Raw genomic sequence first — 16698 nt, forward strand, 5'->3', positions numbered from 1 at the left:
GCATCGAATTCAGGCTAGGCTGCCGTTTCCGCTGCGGGTTTGATCAACATCAAGAAAAGCGGCGACAGGCCGGGGGGGCGTGCATGACCAGGCGGTGCCGCCAATTGCGCCTATATTTCGTATGTGACGAAGCCCCCACTTCGCCTCCAGCAGGCTAGGAGATGTCAATGTCATCGACTACCCAGGTCAGCCCCGAGCGAATCAGTTTTGAAACCGCAGCGCAGCACGCAACGCATCACGTACCAGTGTTCGCCCCGGAGCAACGGGTCGGTGAAACCCGCACGGCTCTGATGCAGCAGCATTACGAATGCGCCAGCCACGTTGTGATCTGCAGTGACCAGTACTTCCTCGGCCTGCTTAGAATAGAAGATCTGCTGGGTGCGCCCGCCGATGTCACCCTGAATACCTTGATGGATCGCGACGCCCCCAGAGTGGCTCCGGGGGTAGACCAGGAAATTGCCGCCTGGCGCGCCGTGCGCCATCAAGAGTCGGCACTCGCCGTCGTCGACTCCGATGGAGAGCTGATCGGTGTAATCCCACCCCATCGCCTGCTAGCTGTGCTGCTGAGCGAGCACGAGGAGGACCTCACCCGTCTCGGTGGATTCATCAAAGATACCGAGGTTGCACGCACTTCTAGTGAGGAGCCGGTCCTACGACGTTTCCGTCATCGCATCCCGTGGTTGCTGGTTGGACTTTTCGGGGCGCTGCTGGCAGCGAATTTCGTTGGCCGTTTCGAGGCCCAGCTGCAAGACCAGGTAATGCTGGCGTTCTTTCTGCCAGGGATCATCTACCTGGCGGATGCGGTCGGTACCCAGACCGAAACCGTGGTGGTCCGTGGCCTTTCTGTGGGCATAAGCATGCGCAAAATGCTGCGCCGCGAGTTGATGGTGGGGCTGGCCATCGGCCTCGCCCTGGCTCTGATCGCAGGTCCGCTGGTATGGCTGCTGTGGCACGAGCCGGAAATTGCCCTCTGTGTTGGCCTCTCGGTCTTCGCAGCCTGTGGCACCGCCACCCTAGCAGCCATGCTACTGCCTTGGCTGCTCAGCACGGGCTCGATGGACCCAGCCTTCGGCAGCGGCCCGCTGGCAACCGTTGTACAGGACCTGCTGTCGATCCTCATCTACCTTGGTATCGCAACCCTGCTGCTATGAGTCGCAGGCCCTTCGCACAGCGACTCGCTCAGCGCCCGGCCCCAGGCTGGCTCGGCTCGTGCAGATGCTGCTCGAACCATTGCGCCGCCAGACGTGCCACTTCCTGCAGGGTGCCCGGTTCCTCGAACAGGTGCGTCGCCCCAGGCACCACGTTCAGGCGTTGCTCGCAAGCAAGCTCTTGGCTGACCTTGCGGTTCAGACCGAGTGTGAGCGGATCGCGAGCTCCAACAATTTGCAATATAGGTACATTCAACAGCTGCACTTTGCCGCCAGCCAGGTCGGTACGGCCGCCGCGGCTAACGATCGCTTTCACCCGTTCGGGTCGCTCAATAGCGGACAGAATTGCCGCAGCCGCCCCAGTGCTGGCACCGAACAGCCCAACGGGCAGAAAGCTCAGCTCAGGCTCGGCAGCGATCCAGTCAAGTACTCCGACAAGCCGCTGCGTTAACAATGGAATGTCGAAACGCAGTTCACAGGTGATGCGGTCGATTCGCTCCTCGGATCCGGTAAGCAGATCGAACAGCAGGGTCGCCAGGCGCTGTTCATTCAGATATCTCGCCACCTGCTGATTGCGTGGGCTCAAGCGGCTGCTGCCGCTTCCATGCACGAACACCACCAGGCCCAGCGCCCGTTCCGGCAGCAACAGGTCGCCAATCAGTCGCACATCAGCCAACTCAATGCTCAGTGGCCGGTGCATCGCTCACCTCCTCCTACAGCTTTCGCTGCCAGGCCCGCTGTAGCAGATCGAGCACTTCCTGATCGGTGATCTGTGAAAAATCCATATACCAGCAGCCGATCGCTGTGAAGAAATCGGGCGCGAATGGACAGATCACCTCGTCCACCTCCTCCCGCAGTTCAGCCAGAGTGTCGTTTGGTGCTACGGGTACGACAATGACAATCCTCGCCGCACCTTGGCTGCGCGCGGCTCGCACAGCCGCCCGCATGGTGGCCCCCGTAGCCAGCCCGTCATCGACCAGAATCACTTGCTGGCCTCGCAGATCCGGCAAGGCATGATCACCGCGATACACTCGCTCCCGACGCCGCAACTCCAACAGCTCCCGCTGCGCTACCTCATTCAACGTAGCTTCGTCGATGCCGTGCATATTCACCACATCACGATTAAGAACCCGCACACCACCGCTAGCAATGGCACCCATTGCCAGCTCATCATGGAAAGGCACACCGAGCTTGCGCACCGTCATCAAATCCAGGCGCAACTCCAAAGCAACTGCAATCTCGTAGGCGACTGGAACTCCGCCGCGTGGCAGGGCGAGAACAATGGTGTCAGGTCGACCTTTATACGAGAGCAGCATAGTTACGAGTGCCTTACCGGCGGCCCGACGATCAGGAATTGGAATCTGGAGTGAGTCGGTGCGGTTCATCCTGCGCCTCGTTTTATGTCGCTTGGCGACGATCGCAGCGTTTGAGCGACTCAGCTGGCTTCGGGCCGTATCGCAAGGACACTGCCTGACAGCCTGTGAAGCACCGCCTCGGTCGTACTGCCGATCCACTTGCCCAACACGTTACGGTGAACGCGGCCCATCACCACGACATCGGCGTGGTGGGTTTGGGCAAACTCGATGATGCCTTTGATCGGCTGCCCAGTGATGAAATGACGTCGTTCTTGTGGGATGTCATGCCGTTCAGCCAGAGCCACGAAGGACTGATGCATCGAAACGCGTAACTCCTCGTTAATCTCTGCCCAGTCGACCACCGCTTCGCCGGTGCTGGCCAGGTAAGCCGGCACATTTTCGTGAATATAGAGCATTTGAAACTCGGCATTGCATTGCGTGGCTAGGCTGACGCCTGTCGTAATGATCTGATCGTTGAGGCCAGAATGCTGTGCTTCGGGATCGGTCAGGTCGACCGCCGCCACGACTATCCGCGGCTTCGGATGATGAGCATTACTGACCAGGTGCAGCGGCACGGGGCAGCTACGTAACAGATGCCAGTCCAGTGGCGTGACGAAAGCTCGCTTGAGCACGGGTTCGCGCTGAATGTCTTTTACCAGCATGACCGGCTGAAGCTCTCGCACGTGGCAAAGGATTTCCTCATGCAGGTTCTCGGCCCAGGCCACCGAGCAGGTGGCCTGGATGCCTTTTCCTCTGAGGACATCAACTTCCTCGCTCCAGCATCGACGCTGCTCATTGAGCATGCTTTGGCGTATCGGCTCCCGACTCTCATTGGCCAGCAGCGAATAGGTCATGAAAGGCTCGACAAGTACTGCGATATGAAGCGGCATGTTGCCAGCCATTGCCAGCGCTGCCGCCCTCTGGAAAGCGGCAGACTTGCGCTGCCCGTCATGACCGACCAGCAGAATTCTTCGACTTTGGTTCATCCTCCACCTCCGTCTCGTTCGTACTTGAACCAGATCAAGCTACATCCTGCGGCTAGGCCGGAGCGGGTGAATTGATATTCGTCAATTTTACATCGCAGTGCGGCAGCTCTGATGAATAGTTCCTGTGGCGCTCAAAATGCCATCAACTGACGAATGACTGAAAAATGGAGATAGCCTCTTCTACACTCTCATTTCTAGTCTAAGTGTCTAAAGGCATATTCAATGGCTGAAAACCCACTAGACAAGATGGGGTCGTCGCCCCCCCTGCACATCAGCTGCCATGGCTGCTCTCTGGCTCGCCTGTGCCTGCCGGTCAGCCTTAACGAAAGCGAAATCAATCGCCTTGAGGACGCCATCAAACGCAATCGACCGCTGCGTAAGCACGAACACCTGATTCGCGCGGGCGACCCAGTGCAGCATGTATATGCCCTGCGCTCCGGAGCCTTCAAGAGCTACCTGCTCAATCCGGACGGGGTCGAGCAGATCATCGGCTTTCATTTGCCGAGCGAACTAATTGGTCTGGATGCCTTCGGCAGAGATTGCTACCCCAGCTACAGTGTCGCTCTGGATACCTCGCTGGTATGTGCCATTCCGCTGCACCAACTGGAAGAGCTGGCGGGCTCTATTCCAGGGCTGCGCAAACAACTGCTCTACATCCTAAGCAGGGAAATCCATGAGGAACAGGAACACCACAGCCATGTGCGTGAAAGCGCGGAGCAGCGCCTGGCGGCCTTCCTGGTCAATCTTTCCGCCCGTTATAGCAAGCGAGGGCTTTCCGCTTCGAGCTTCGTCATGCCGATGAATCGCAGTGAAATCGGCAACTATCTGGGCATGACTACCGAAACTGTCAGTCGCCTGTTCAGCCGTTTCCGCGACTTGAATCTGATTACCTGCCGCGGTCATGAAGTGCGCCTGTTGGATATCCAGGCCCTGCTTCAGCAGGGCAAGCCCAAGGCGTAGGCCCGCGCCAGAGCAACGCCAGAATCAAGTCGCCACTACAGACCAATATGTGCAATGCGGCCGGAGGGGTTCTGAATCGCCCCAGGTCTTCTAGACACCTCCAATTCTCATGTGGTGCCCCATCAACTGAGCCCTTGGCATCCGAACAGACTGGACTATGCTCAGTGAACCTTGAAAAGGAATTCGAGCTATGTCCCCCATGCGCAAGGCCGCGCCTCTGTATCTCGCTCCCTTTTGGCGGTTCTGCACTGCCAAAGCCATTTCCGTCGTAAGAAAACACCCTGGCGCTTTATCGGCTCACCCTATGCGTGAGACCGATCGCGCGCGCTCGTCCCTATCTCGCAAACAGGAAAGGAACTCCCTATGTGCACCATCGGAACCGTCTTTGACGGCGGCAGCATCTACACCTTCAAACAGTGCGACCTGATCCCTGTCACCGCCTTCAACTCGCCTGATGTGCGGGCCGGCAGTAACGGCGTAAATAGCTACATTGCCATGACCCGCCAGGGCAGCGCGGGGATCTGGGCCGGGGTTAATGACCATGGCGTGGCGTTTGTCGCCGCCGACACCTACACCACCACCGCGGCCAACTATTACGCCAGCAGCGCCCAAGCCGAGGCCCTGTTTGCGGCTTACGAGGCCAGCATCAGCAGCCATACCAGCGCCACCGAGGCGGCGCAGAGCCTGATTGATTTCTATCGCAACACAGGTGGCAACACACCATTTCCGGCACCGGACATTTCCTTGATCAGCGGCTGGGCAGATCCCCAGAAGACGCAGCCGATCAGCATGCTGATCGAGTACATGCCCAACCCGTTTAACCAGGACTCGGTGCGCCTGATCAAGCGAACAGGCGGTTTTTTCGTTTCTACCAACAATTTTCGCCTGCAACCCAATGCCGTGGATTACTCGGCCAATCACAGCACCTATCTGCGCCTGCAGCGCGCTGAAACCATTCTGCAAGTCGACCCCAGCCATCAGGGCATCAAGACCCTGCTCAGCGACCAGTATTACGGAGAAACAGAGCTATCGATTTGCCGTGAAACTGACTACCTGGGCATCGAATTTCACACCCAGGCCACCGCGCTGTTCAGTGCCAGTGCCGGCAGCGCGCAGTGTGAGTACCAGATCAACGGCAACCCTAAGACCAACCCCCTCAGCCTATTTCCGGAGATCCTGTCATGAGCCCCATCGACATCAGCCTCAAGCTCGCCAACCAAACGCCTATTGCACCACCCGCGCAAGGGTTTTTCTATGTCGACCAAGGTAACTACCAAACCTTCATGCTGGCCGACACGCCGCTGACGGCCTACTCCGACAGTGCCACCTCCTGCATCATCACCGCCGTGGTCAGCAACTTTGATAACCACAACAGCCTGAACCTGGCCCACCTCGACAGCCCGGCCTGCATCGACGCCTTCTTCGACCTGATCGCCGCCCAGCCCGCCAATAGCTGGCAAGTATTCGCCCAAGGTGCCAACCCACCTGACAACAGCACCGCCCAGGCCAATGCCAGCCAATTGCAAGCCCGCATCGACCAACTCGGCAGCCGTGTCGTGCAGTGCGAACTGGCGCTCTTGCAGGGGGACCCAAGGCAGGACAACCGTGGGGATTTCGGCGTGAGTTACTCCGGCGATGGCCGCGCCGTGGCCACCAATCAGCCCTACGACCTGCAGCTGTACCAGCGCGATCCAACCTGCGGCGGACAAACGGTGTACTGCATCATGCGCCGCCAGGAGCAGCCGCCCTTGCAGATTCGCGACGCCGGCCTGCCCTTTACCCATGCTGAACTGGTCGAACTGGCGGAAATCGCCCTGCAGTTCCGCAAAGACCCGCAAGACCCCAGCACCGCGTTCAGCAACATCGTCAACCTGCAAAGCGAAGAAATCCGGCAGAACTGGTCGACCACCCCGGCTTACGAGGCCCCCTGGTTCTCCGACCAACTCAAGCTCGGTGCCGCCTTCGCCATCGCCATGGCCCCTGTGGTCAGTCTCAGCGCTCAGCACCTGAAGCGCACTACGGCACCTAGTTTCGGGCGGCTACGCCAGGCCCTGCTGACCCAACGCTAAGCCACGACCGAGACAAGCCAGGAGGCACACAATGCATATCGCGATTATCAACACTGGCGGGACTATCAGCTGCGTCGGCGACCCGCTGGCACCGATGAGCGCCACGGCCTTTGCAGCGGCCAGTGAGCAGTTGCTCAACCCAATCCTGCAGCAGCAGTTCCCTGATCTCAGCATCGGCTATCTGACCCAGATCAGTTTCCCCGAGTCGGCCAGCAAAACCCTGGACAGCACCAATCTGCAACCCACCGACTGGTGCATCATGGCCCAGGGCATCTTGGACAATTACGCCGCCTACGACGGCTTCGTCATTCTCCATGGTACCGACAGCATGGACTTCTCGGGTGCCGCGCTGGCGTTTCTGCTCAACAGCTTCGACGCCAATGGCTATGCCACCGCAGTGCTGAACAAGCCGGTGATCATCACCGGCTCGCAGGTGCCGCTGTATTACCAGGCCAGCAGCGACCAAGCTTTAAGCCTGAACTTCAACACCGACGCTTATCAGAACGTCTGTGGCGCAGTCGCGGCCGCACAAAGCGGTATTGCCGAGGTGTGCGTGTACTTTCACAACCACCTCTACCGCGGCAACCGCGTGGTTAAAACCAACGCGAGCCAGTTCGACGCTTTCTCATCGCCCAACTACCCGGCACTGGCCGAATATGGCATCAGTCTGACGCTCAACAACGCAGCCTGCCTACCCGGCCCCGTGCACGCTAGCCTAAGCCTGGAGAGCCCAAGCGTATTAGCCGGCCAGCAAAACCAGCTCAACCAAATAACGGCCTGCATCAATAATTTTCCGATTGTTCAGTTGAACGCATTCCCCGCGCCTTACAGCATCTCACCACCCAGCGCCTTTCTCGCCACGCTGATAAACGCTGTGGTTACGGCCGGGGCACGCGGCATCATTCTGGAGTCCTATGGCGAAGGTAATTTCCCCTCCGGCAATCCGGACTCACCCAGCGCAGGGGCCATCTACCAAGCCCTTAGCCAAGCCAACCAAAGCGGCGTCAACCTGGTCGATTGCACTCAGGTCTTGGCAGGTACGGTAAACAACAGCGCCTATGCCTCCGGTGCCTGGCTGCCCCAGGTAGGTGCCCTGGCACCAGCTGACATGACGCCCATGGCCGCCCTGGCAAAGTTGATGATTCTGATGGCCGCCGCCGCAACCAACGGCTGGACACGTCAGCAGGTGCAGACCCTGCTGCAAACCAACCTGGCCGGCGAGATGCAGAGCGTCAATTACCTCGACAGCCGGATCAACCCCGAACTGCTACCCAACCAGAGCATCAGCGCCCTGGATGGTAGCGCCAGCCTGACTAACACCCCAGACCAAGGTCCGGTACTGCTAGCCAGCGGCCAGAGCACGCCGCTGTGGTGCCTCCCCATCACAATCCAGCCGGGCGACCTGCCAGGTCGCCTGCGCATGCAGGATGACGGCAACTTGGTGTTCTACAACCGCAACAACCAGGCTATCTGGGCCAGCGATACCGGCCAGTTCGGTGGCGCGTCTTCGCGGCTGGTGATCAGCGGCCATTACGCGAGTTCTGCGCCAAGCAACAGCCTAACCATGCAGGTGTACAACTACTCCAGCATGGCCAGCGCTAGCCAGCTCTACCCTTAGTCCCAATCCACCCAGCGAAAAGGAATACGCCATGAACAGTTCAGCACGCCCCTTCAAATTCAGCGGTGTTATTGCGCCTCAGGACTTTTTTCACCAAACCACCCGCGCCCCAGCGCTGGGCGCGGTACCGGACGAGCACTACATAGCCCCTACGGTCATCTCGGTACAAATCAGCGTGCCCGAGCAGAAGACCATTGGCGTGCCCCAGTACTCGGCCACCGTATATGGAGAGGCAGCCGGTCGCTACGACCCCGCAGGCGACTGCCAGGGCAACTTCATGTCATTCAGGTTCCAGCCCAACAACAACTGTTACGCCTACGGCTGCAACATCACACCAAACACCTTTCCTCAGCCAGGACGGCAGAGTGGCTACCTGCTCACCGCCGCGAACTTTCAACAGCCCTTCTCCGATCTGGGGGCCATGGTTAGCAGCTACGCAGTCAAGGATGGGCTGGAGTTGGTCGGCACTAGCCTCGAAGAGCTGTTTGCGTTCAAGTCCAGCAAGCAGGGTACTAACCCACAGCCACCAGGCAATCTGGGGGCCGGCTACCTCGGCGGGCACTTTGTCGCGCTGATGGTCTCAACGGCCGGGGATGCCAACTGGCCGGGCGACTACCACTGGGCGCGCTGTGACAACTCGTCCGGCGCTTGCGACAGCTGGTCACAGAAAGACGGTTCAGACCAAGTGACCAACTTCGACTTTGCCGGCAATCCGATCAGTAACCCCATGACTGCCAATTGGCAGGTCAACCAGGGGCCAGTCTCCAGCACCGATAGCCGTGAGCTGCTGGTGGAGTACGGTTTTTACTGCTTTATGTTTGTCCCAGAAACCGGAGTGAAGATTATTTAATCCAACACCGATGGCGAAACGCCCAGTGGCCCAAGGTCGCTGGGCCATTTCCGGGTCGAACCTGTCTGCTCTCGGTTGCTGTGATGTCTAGGCAGGCCTACAGGCCCCCATTCTTCAAAAATCCACATGATCGTGAGTTTTAAGTGACCGAAAAATGGATAGAGCTGAAAATCCTCACGACTGTGCGGATTAACCAAAAGTGATAGCGACCGTCATAAACCCTCAAGTTCAAACGGACAAACTCAAGAGCCTGCGCGCTTCGCTTGCGTGCGGTGACCATACGATCGGTGGAATAACGGTCTTGACCCTGCCACGGCGTTCTCGTCCTCAAGGGCTGCGTGCGTTTCACGCACTTGCGGCAGCGCCGGCTAGCGCCCCCTGACTGCTGCGCTACACCGTGCTGATTCCGGTTCCGGGCAATTTCGCCCGAGCAACTGGAGCACGATCATGTCGCAACGCTCTCTGGCTATTAACGCTTCGCTACGGGTTCAGGACGACCAGGGTCGCTACTTGCCAGCCACTGCCGAACAGATTCTGGAAGAGGCGCGCCGGGTCATCGACCTCAAAACTCAACGTGGTGAAGCGTTCACTTCGCCAGAGCGGGTCAAGGAGTACTTGATCACCAAACTGGCCGGCTCGAACATGAGGTTCTCGCTGCACTGTTCCTGGATGCCAAACACCAACTGATTCAGTACCTTGAGAGGTTTCGCGGGGGTAATCCACCGCGCACCTTCTCAGTGATTGAGCGACTCAGTGCCGACCACGAGTGATCCTTTAATCCACGCTCTGTTCCACTGCAGTTTCGACAGCCTTGTCCTGTGTGAGCGCTTTCGGCTTTGTCTGATTCCGTCGAGCTTGTCCGCGCTGCCGCGTAGCCTGATGCTTCGCATGCAGAGCCTGAGCCGCTGTCACAATGCCTTCTGCCTGGCCGCTTAGGTTCAAGCGCGCCGCATTCTCCGTCATGCATGCCCAGTATCGACTTCCTCGACACCAGGTAGCCATGCCCTGCTTGAGCTGTTCGCTGGTTATTCCAAGCAACTCCAGGTGTTGCTCGGCATCCTTGAGAATGCCTTCCTTTAGTGGGACTTTGGGGGCGGGACTGACCGGAAAAGCTAATGGAAAGTGCTTCTGCAATAGCCAGATCGCTTCGACCGCAGGGTCTTGCTCCCGAAGCTTCGCCTGCGGGGAAGGCTTCCGCGCACGGTGCTTCGTGCTATCAGGCTTTACCTGCACTTTTTCGGCCCGCAGGCGGTCACGTAACTCAGCTAGTTGTTCAAAACCCATCGTTCAGTTCGCAGCTTCAGTTGAAATGTGGCGCTAGGTTATCCCATGCAGCCTTTTGACACAGCCTAATCAAGGGGGTTCTACCCCGTTAGCACGGACACTTTCGAGTAAGCTCACGTCGAGCTAAAGGAGTGTTCATATCCAAGCGTAAAAAATACAGCCCCGAGTTCAAACAAGAAGCTGTCGAATTGGCCCGTCGTTCAGGAACCAGCTGCCGCCAAATCGCCCAAGAGATCGAAGTGGTACAGAGCCTGTTAAAGCACTGGGTTCGAGAGGCACAGCCAGGCACAGAAAAGACCTTTCCCGGAACAGGTGGCCCGTGGCCGCCTCAAGCGTGAGCTCGCCCGCGTGACCAAGGAACGTGATTTTTAAGAGACGCGGCAGCCAATTCACCAGTGCGGATTACCAGCGTTTTCTGACTCGCAATACACTGATTTGTAGCATGAGTGCCGTCGGGCATTGTGGCGATAACGCAGCCTGCGAAGGTTTCTTCGGTCAGCTCAAGCGTGAGCGTGTTACCCATCAATCGTATCGGGACGGATTTACTCGACTACATCGAGCGATTCCATAACCCACGAATGCGTCGTAGAGTCTCCCGGCAAGATCTGAAGTTTTCAGCCCTTTTCAAACCGTCCGTGGACATGGGGTAGAACCCATAAACGCAGGACTCTTGCCATAGGAAATAGGCCGAACACAGTGATAATTCGGGTGCAGCGTTCTGCTTGAGCTTGCTCTAAATTCCTGTCTCGCACGGCACCGGATGAGTGCACCATCCTATATAGGCCAGTCACTTTCCTTGCCTAATGCGTTGTGCGGCAATGAAGAGCCGAAAGTGAAGGCTTTGGGCCTCTCCGGCGCAGTCAGATTGCGCGTGCACCATGCCTGCAGAAGTGCAGTAAGGGCTGCGTTGTCATCCTGGCCCTCGGCAGGCACGATGAAGGCTTTCAGTCGTTCGCCTTCATGTATGGACATCAGTCGAACAGCCGCCACCGCAACCTCGGGGAGGTCCTGCAGACGCTCGCAGATGCTGGCTGGAAACACATTGATCCCGCCTACCTGAACAGCCTTGTCGCGACGGCCTGTCGGTCGAAAATATGTCTGATCCAGCCACTGCAAATGATCGTTCAGCTCATAGTCTGCGCCGCTGGCGCATTCGCTCAAGGTATCGGCGTGACCACCGCGCCGCCATCGCGGAAGCAGTTTGAATGGCACCTCAGGGTCGCTGCGCAGGCCGATGCCGGCGGTCTCGCTTGAGCCATATACCTCGATCATGCGCTCCAGACCTTGCTGCCTCAGTTGACAAAGAATCCTGGGGTCACAGGGGCCGGTGGAGGTGATGGCGGTAATCCCCGCTGCAAAGCTGGTGCCCTGCCGACTCAGTTGGCCCCAGATAAACGGAAAGCCGATCAGCAGATCGCCTGCCTGCAACTTGCGTTGGTTAATCAGTGCCAGTGCCTGTGGGCCACGGACAACAGGCAGTTGCAGCTGCAAGGGCAGCAGTACACTGAAGATGAAGCCGTAAATATGGTGGCATGGGCTGAGCGCGATAATTCGCTGCGCCGGCTGCTCTGTGTCTGGACCAAATTGCGTGGCAAAAAAGCGGGCCTCGTTGACTAGAGCATCCCACTGCTGCGGGCATTGTTTCGGTGTACCAGTGCTGCCGGATGTTGCAAAGGTGAGGTTCTCTGAACCGCACACGCGAGCGTTCACAACCAACTCAGCCCATTCACCAAGGGTCTTGAAACGAAGTAGATAATCTTCAAGGCCGCTGTCGTAAATGTTGAAAAACGTGGCAACGCGGGTCGCCAGACTTAGCAGCTCCAGGGAGTCCGCACCTATGGCGATCAGGTGCTGATCAGGCTCAAGGGTTCCATGTGCCTCACCTAGCAGGGTCGAGGCATCCCAACGTTCGCTACCAGTCTGATGTGAGGAAAGGTAGCGCAAGGCTTTGAGTTCATCAGCAAGTAACGACACGATGACTGCAAGGATGCTGGCTTTATCCAGTTCAAGTCGGTTCAAGCTGATCTCGGCGTGTTGGTGAGGCATCGGGAGTGCAATCAGAGGCGTTTGACGAAAACCCAGTACGTGTCCCCAGTCAAAGCCTTCTTCATGTGGACTTTTACCTTGGTGGGCTTCATTTGATAGTCGAAGACATATTCGAACATCGTATTGAGGTTGCCACTTTTAACGCCATCAGCGAAACGGCCCTGGAACTCCGGGCGATTGGTGCAAGGAGCCACATCACGGAAAAAGCTCTTGCCAATCACTTCGCTCGGCTTACGACCGGTGATGTCACCTTCGGCGGCGTTGTACTGCAGGATTTTGCCGGAGGAATCGAGCTGAATGGCACCAAATGCCACCTTGTCGAGTTGCCCTGCGGTCATCTTGGCGAGGGTGTTTTCAATGTCGTTTGACCCAAAACTTACTAATTCCATGGTGTACTCCTGATGGGTTGCGCACTAACCTTAAGTTGTACAGGATGCATTTAATGTACATGTATTGCAAAGATATTTATCGAGCGTCTCTGCTCGCTCACGTGGGGCCAGGAGAAGCCTGAAGGGAAGAAGAGCTAACCCCCCTGCGGATTCGCGACGAGCAAGGTCGCTACATGCCGGCCACAGCCGATCAAATCATGGCGGCTGCTGGTCGAGCGTTTTATAGGGAAGGAACCGGCAGAAAGTTGCTGCACACCATCCAGATATAGCCGCTTAGACTGCTACAGGTGCGGCCTCACCTCGCCAGCTAAGCAGGCTGTGAGCAAGTAGCGCCAGGAGAATGATGCTGCCACCCAGCAAGACCTGGGCGCTAGGGGCCTCGTCGAGCAACCACCAGACCCACAAGGGTCCCAGCACCACTTCCAATAGCAGTAACAAGCCGACTTCGGTGGCACTGATCCAACGCGGACCGAGCTGAATCAGCATAAATGCCAGCGGCAACAGCACGCCGGCCATCAGTGCCAGCACCGACCACTGCTGCACGGTAAAATCCGGGGTGCCACCAAAGATGAACCCCAGCAGCGACACTAGCAGCGCACCGGGGATTAATGCCGGGCTCATGTCCACCGCCGGCTGGCTACGTGCCAGAGTGAAGTTGCCGGCCAGCAACGTGGCAGCCACCAGCGCCAACAGATTGCCACCTAGGCTGCTGCCCGGTGACTCATCGACGACGATCAACAACACACCGCCCAGACACAACAGAATCGCCAGCAGCGTCCGCAGGGCCAGGCGCTCGCCCAGCCAGACCCAGGCCAAGGCGGCAGCGATGAGAGGCGACAGACTGAAGATCAGCAACGTACTGGCCGCCCCCGCCAAACCCATGGCATGGACGAAACACAGAGTACTGAAGCAGTAGCAAAGCGCGCAGCCGACTCCGGTCCAACCGCAGCGGTGAAATGCCCCAGACAGCCCGCTGCGATAGCGCCAGGTCAACAGCAGGCCGAGACCGAACGCCATCAGCAGACCACGCCAGGCCAGGATCTGCATGGCATCGCCGGCCAACCAGCGCAGTACCAGGGCATCTGGCGATATCACCAGCATCCCCAGAGCAGTGAGCAACAAGCCCTTCTGTCTATCCTGCACTTTTGGCTTCCTTATATGACTGGCAATTGATGGCTATCGCTGCGCTCAAACACATCCGGCAAGAGCCTGTTGCCTCAACGTTCGGGGCCACGTGCCGTGCAGGTCACCTTCAGATCCGCCCACAACTGTCGACCAGTAAACTGCCAAAGCCCTGCGGACGATGCACGCAACCGGCCAGTTGCAAAGCGTGCCAGAACAGCGCCTGGTTACTTGAAATAACCGGAAGGCCGAGGCGTTTTTCCAGTGCGTCGAGCAGGCCCAGGGTACGCAGGTTGGTGCAAGCGAGAAATAACGCATCGACCCGTTGCCCGGCGAGCAACTCCAGCGCTGCGGCCTCAATCGCCGCAGCAGGGATACGTGGGATCTCGGCGTCTTCCAGTACGGCAAAGGTGCCGAAGGCCACCACCTCGTGACCAGCCTGCTGTAGCCCCTGGCAGAGTGGATAGTTGACCTCGCCGATATAGGGTGTAAGCACGGCAATACGCCGTGCATCAAGGCCCCGCAAAGCGGCCTTGACCGCACTCCAGGGATTGCTGACCGGAACCCCCGGATGGGCCTGGTTGAGCAAGCGCGTCACCTCCTGTTCGCCTATCAGCATGCTCCCGGAAGTGCAGCCGAAGGCCAGCACGTCCAGCGGCAAACCAGGCACCAAGAGCTCACTGGACTGGGCAAGAGTCTGCGCCAGACCGCGCAACCCTTCGGCAGTCACGGTGGGGCTACAAGGGGTGCGGGTGCTGTATAGCTCGACCCGCTCACCGAGCAACTGACGCCACTCGTTTTCCAGAGTGAAATCACTGGCAAGCTGCACCAGGCCCAAGCGCACATGTCCGTCATCAGCAGCACGCTGAAAGGGGAAGACCCGTTGTAGCTTCTGGAAATCGGCGAAAGAAGCGCTCATCTCAGGTCTCCTCGAGCAGACGTGCCGCATAGTTGGCAATCGCGGTGTCCTGCACCCCAGTGCCGGTCAGATCGCACACACTGATCTGCTCAGCACTGCTGCGCAGGGTGCAACCCTGCGCAATCAGGCTACCCAGTTCGAACACCTCACGCTGCAAGGCCGGCGCGTGGTGCAGCTCGCCGAGGGCCTGTGACTGGCTGAGACGGTCGACCACCAGCAGGTCGGCGCTGGCCAGAATAGTCGGTTCAAGCTCGTTCTTATGGGGGTTGTCAGAGCCCATAGCGGTAACGTGGATACCTTTAGGAAGGTCACTCCAGCGCAATACTGGCTCGCGAGCCGGTGTGGTGGTGACCACGATGTCGGCATGGGCACAGGCGCTGGCGGCGCTGGTGTGCACGGTCACCGGCAAGCCGTGGTGGGCCCGGATACGAGTAGCATAGAGTTCGGCTTTGATTCGATCACGCGCATGCACATGCACCTCGCGGATGTCGCGCACCAGGCACAAGGCGGCCACCTGCAGGTCTGCCTGCAGGCCTGCTCCGATCACCGCGACGCTGCGTGCATCGGTGCGCGAAAGATGCTTGGCGGCGATGGCACCGGCCAGCGCGGTACGGATGTCGGTCAGGTAGCCCTCGTCGAACAAGACCGCTTCGACCAGCCCGGTCTTGGCCGAGAACAGCAGCATCAGGCCATTAAGGCTAGGCAGGCCGAGCGAGGGATTGTCGAAGAAACCCGGGCTGATTTTTATTGCGAAACGCGGCCAGCCGCGGATATGTGCGGTCTTCACATCGACCTCGCCGTTACTCTCGGCAATGTTCATGCTGAGGATCGGCGGCATCTCCACCTCGCCACGGCCGAGGGCGGCGAAACCGGCCTCGACCGCCTCCAGGGCGGCCTGATCGAGTTTGACCCGCTCGGCGATCTGCTTGCGCTTATAGATGTGCATAAGGATGCTCTCCGGCCAGGCGGCAGGCCTCGGCAAAGGTTTCATTTGACAGGTTCTGGCCGCTGACCACGAAGGCCACACGACGCCCAGCCAGATCCAGGCGATGCTGTTCGACGGCGGCGACACCGACGGCGGCCGCCCCCTCCACCAACATCTTCTCCTCATGCAGGAAGTGCAGTATGGCGCGGGCGATCTGCGCCTCATCAACCTTGTAGCCGCGATCCATGTAACGCTGGGTCATGGCGAAGGTCCAGGCGTTGTCCAAGCCAATGCCGCCACCCAAACTGTCGGCCAGCGACGCCACCTCGGGGACCTGCACCGGATGGCCGGCAGCCAGGCTCTCAAGCATCGCCGCACCGTCGCGCATACTCACGCCGACCAGCTCGACGGCCGGATTGATGCTCTTCAGCGCCAGGCCCAGGCCGGCGATCAGGCCGCCGCCGGACAGGCCGGCAAACACCAGGTCGATATCTGGCTGCTCCTCCATGATCTCCAGGCCACAGGTGCCCTGACCAGCAATCACCAGCGGATCGTCGAACGGCGGGATATAGGCCAGGCCTTGCTCGTCGCGTAGACGGTGTGCCTCGATGTCGGCGTCATCCTGACAGTTGCCATGGATCACCAGGTCGGCACCGCTGGCGCGCAACGCCTCGACCTTGTTGTTGGGCACCAGGCGCGAAATACACACGGTGACCGGAATACCCAGGTGCTGCCCGGCATAGGCCAGGGCGCGCCCGAAGTTACCGGTGGACATAGTCACCACGCCACGCGCCCGCTGCGCCGGATCAAGGCCGAGCAACGCGTTAGTGGCCCCACGCAGCTTGAAGGCTCCGGTAGGCTGCAGGTTGTCGAGCTTCAGCCACGCCTCGCAGTTCCATCGCCGCGACAACGATTCGGAGCGCACCATCGGTGATCGCAAGACCAACCCGGCAATACGTTGGCGCGCTAGATAGATATCGTGCAGGGTCAGTTCTTGTTGCATGCCAATCCCCAGAAAACCACCGAT

The 16698-nt window shown here is 58.9% G+C and carries 17 protein-coding genes and 2 pseudogenes; 9 read left to right on the plus strand and 10 right to left on the minus strand.

Annotated elements, in window-relative coordinates; all coding sequences use genetic code 11:
* The first annotated feature begins 167 nt into the window (after positions 1 to 167).
* On the plus strand, positions 168 to 1151 hold the full coding sequence (locus WMW70_RS21205) for a magnesium transporter (protein WP_341439454.1): 984 nt from the start codon (positions 168 to 170) through the stop codon (positions 1149 to 1151).
* A gap of 28 nt (positions 1152 to 1179) precedes the next feature.
* Here the strand turns inward: WMW70_RS21205 and WMW70_RS21210 are convergent, their stop codons facing one another.
* The 3 genes from WMW70_RS21210 to WMW70_RS21220 are packed head-to-tail and all read right to left on the minus strand — an operon-like array spanning position 1180 to position 3489.
* Complete coding sequence (locus WMW70_RS21210) at positions 1180 to 1848, minus strand: dienelactone hydrolase family protein (RefSeq protein ID WP_341439455.1); 669 nt, start codon at positions 1846 to 1848, stop codon at positions 1180 to 1182.
* A 13-nt stretch (positions 1849 to 1861) separates the two neighbouring features.
* The gene (locus tag WMW70_RS21215) at positions 1862 to 2533 is read right to left on the minus strand and encodes a phosphoribosyltransferase (RefSeq protein WP_341439456.1); all 672 of its coding nucleotides are present in this window, start codon (positions 2531 to 2533) and stop codon (positions 1862 to 1864) included.
* 50 nt (positions 2534 to 2583) lie between these two features.
* Complete coding sequence (locus WMW70_RS21220) at positions 2584 to 3489, minus strand: universal stress protein (RefSeq protein ID WP_341439457.1); 906 nt, start codon at positions 3487 to 3489, stop codon at positions 2584 to 2586.
* A gap of 222 nt (positions 3490 to 3711) precedes the next feature.
* Here WMW70_RS21220 and fnr point away from each other — a divergent pair, with 222 nt between their 5' ends.
* The 6 genes and pseudogenes from fnr to WMW70_RS21250 form a co-directional block, all read left to right on the plus strand.
* Positions 3712 to 4449: a fumarate/nitrate reduction transcriptional regulator Fnr gene (fnr, locus tag WMW70_RS21225; RefSeq protein WP_341439458.1), complete on the plus strand. Its 738-nt coding sequence runs from the start codon at positions 3712 to 3714 to the stop codon at positions 4447 to 4449.
* A 363-nt stretch (positions 4450 to 4812) separates the two neighbouring features.
* On the plus strand, positions 4813 to 5634 hold the full coding sequence (locus tag WMW70_RS21230) for a hypothetical protein (RefSeq protein WP_341439459.1): 822 nt from the start codon (positions 4813 to 4815) through the stop codon (positions 5632 to 5634).
* On the plus strand, positions 5631 to 6518 hold the full coding sequence (locus WMW70_RS21235; protein WP_341439460.1) for a hypothetical protein: 888 nt from the start codon (positions 5631 to 5633) through the stop codon (positions 6516 to 6518). The genes WMW70_RS21230 and WMW70_RS21235 overlap by 4 nt, the downstream gene beginning before the upstream one ends.
* A gap of 31 nt (positions 6519 to 6549) precedes the next feature.
* On the plus strand, positions 6550 to 8136 hold the full coding sequence (locus tag WMW70_RS21240) for an asparaginase domain-containing protein (protein ID WP_341439461.1): 1587 nt from the start codon (positions 6550 to 6552) through the stop codon (positions 8134 to 8136).
* A 31-nt stretch (positions 8137 to 8167) separates the two neighbouring features.
* Positions 8168 to 8986, plus strand: a complete 819-nt coding sequence (locus WMW70_RS21245) for a hypothetical protein (RefSeq protein ID WP_341439462.1) — start codon at positions 8168 to 8170, stop codon at positions 8984 to 8986.
* A 447-nt stretch (positions 8987 to 9433) separates the two neighbouring features.
* A pseudogene (locus tag WMW70_RS21250) lies at positions 9434 to 9699 on the plus strand (JAB domain-containing protein); the annotation flags it as partial.
* 61 nt (positions 9700 to 9760) lie between these two features.
* Here WMW70_RS21250 and WMW70_RS21255 read toward each other — a convergent pair.
* On the minus strand, positions 9761 to 10270 hold the full coding sequence (locus tag WMW70_RS21255; RefSeq protein ID WP_341439463.1) for a ProQ/FinO family protein: 510 nt from the start codon (positions 10268 to 10270) through the stop codon (positions 9761 to 9763).
* 131 nt (positions 10271 to 10401) lie between these two features.
* On the opposite strand from WMW70_RS21255, the gene WMW70_RS21260 reads away from it, so the two are divergent.
* Positions 10402 to 10608 carry a transposase gene (locus WMW70_RS21260; protein WP_341439464.1) on the plus strand — a complete coding sequence of 69 codons (207 nt, stop codon included), beginning with the start codon at positions 10402 to 10404 and terminating at the stop codon, positions 10606 to 10608.
* Positions 10609 to 10631: 23 nt separating this feature from the next.
* Positions 10632 to 10920, plus strand: a pseudogene (locus WMW70_RS21265) (IS3 family transposase); the annotation flags it as partial.
* Between the two features lie 124 nt (positions 10921 to 11044).
* On the opposite strand, the gene WMW70_RS21270 reads toward WMW70_RS21265, so the two are convergent.
* The 6 genes from WMW70_RS21270 to eutB form a co-directional block, all read right to left on the minus strand.
* Complete coding sequence (locus tag WMW70_RS21270) at positions 11045 to 12289, minus strand: AMP-binding protein (protein ID WP_341439465.1); 1245 nt, start codon at positions 12287 to 12289, stop codon at positions 11045 to 11047.
* 38 nt (positions 12290 to 12327) lie between these two features.
* Positions 12328 to 12705: a photoactive yellow protein gene (gene pyp, locus WMW70_RS21275; protein ID WP_341439466.1), complete on the minus strand. Its 378-nt coding sequence runs from the start codon at positions 12703 to 12705 to the stop codon at positions 12328 to 12330.
* Between the two features lie 273 nt (positions 12706 to 12978).
* Positions 12979 to 13848 (minus strand): DMT family transporter, encoded by an 870-nt coding sequence (locus WMW70_RS21280; protein WP_341439467.1) that lies wholly within the window; start codon positions 13846 to 13848, stop codon positions 12979 to 12981.
* Between the two features lie 109 nt (positions 13849 to 13957).
* Positions 13958 to 14746, minus strand: a complete 789-nt coding sequence (locus tag WMW70_RS21285; RefSeq protein WP_341439468.1) for a maleate cis-trans isomerase family protein — start codon at positions 14744 to 14746, stop codon at positions 13958 to 13960.
* Position 14747: 1 nt separating this feature from the next.
* Entirely contained in the window at positions 14748 to 15692 is a 945-nt protein-coding gene (locus WMW70_RS21290) for a cyclodeaminase (protein ID WP_341439469.1), read from the minus strand.
* Positions 15679 to 16674, minus strand: coding sequence for a hydroxyectoine utilization dehydratase EutB (eutB, locus tag WMW70_RS21295; RefSeq protein ID WP_341439470.1), 996 nt, complete (start codon positions 16672 to 16674; stop codon positions 15679 to 15681). The genes WMW70_RS21290 and eutB overlap by 14 nt, the downstream gene beginning before the upstream one ends.
* Positions 16675 to 16698: the final 24 nt, after the last annotated feature.

Origin of the sequence: Pseudomonas sp. XK-1 (assembly GCF_038069885.1) — a bacterium.
Taxonomy (GTDB): Bacteria; Pseudomonadota; Gammaproteobacteria; order Pseudomonadales; family Pseudomonadaceae; genus Aquipseudomonas.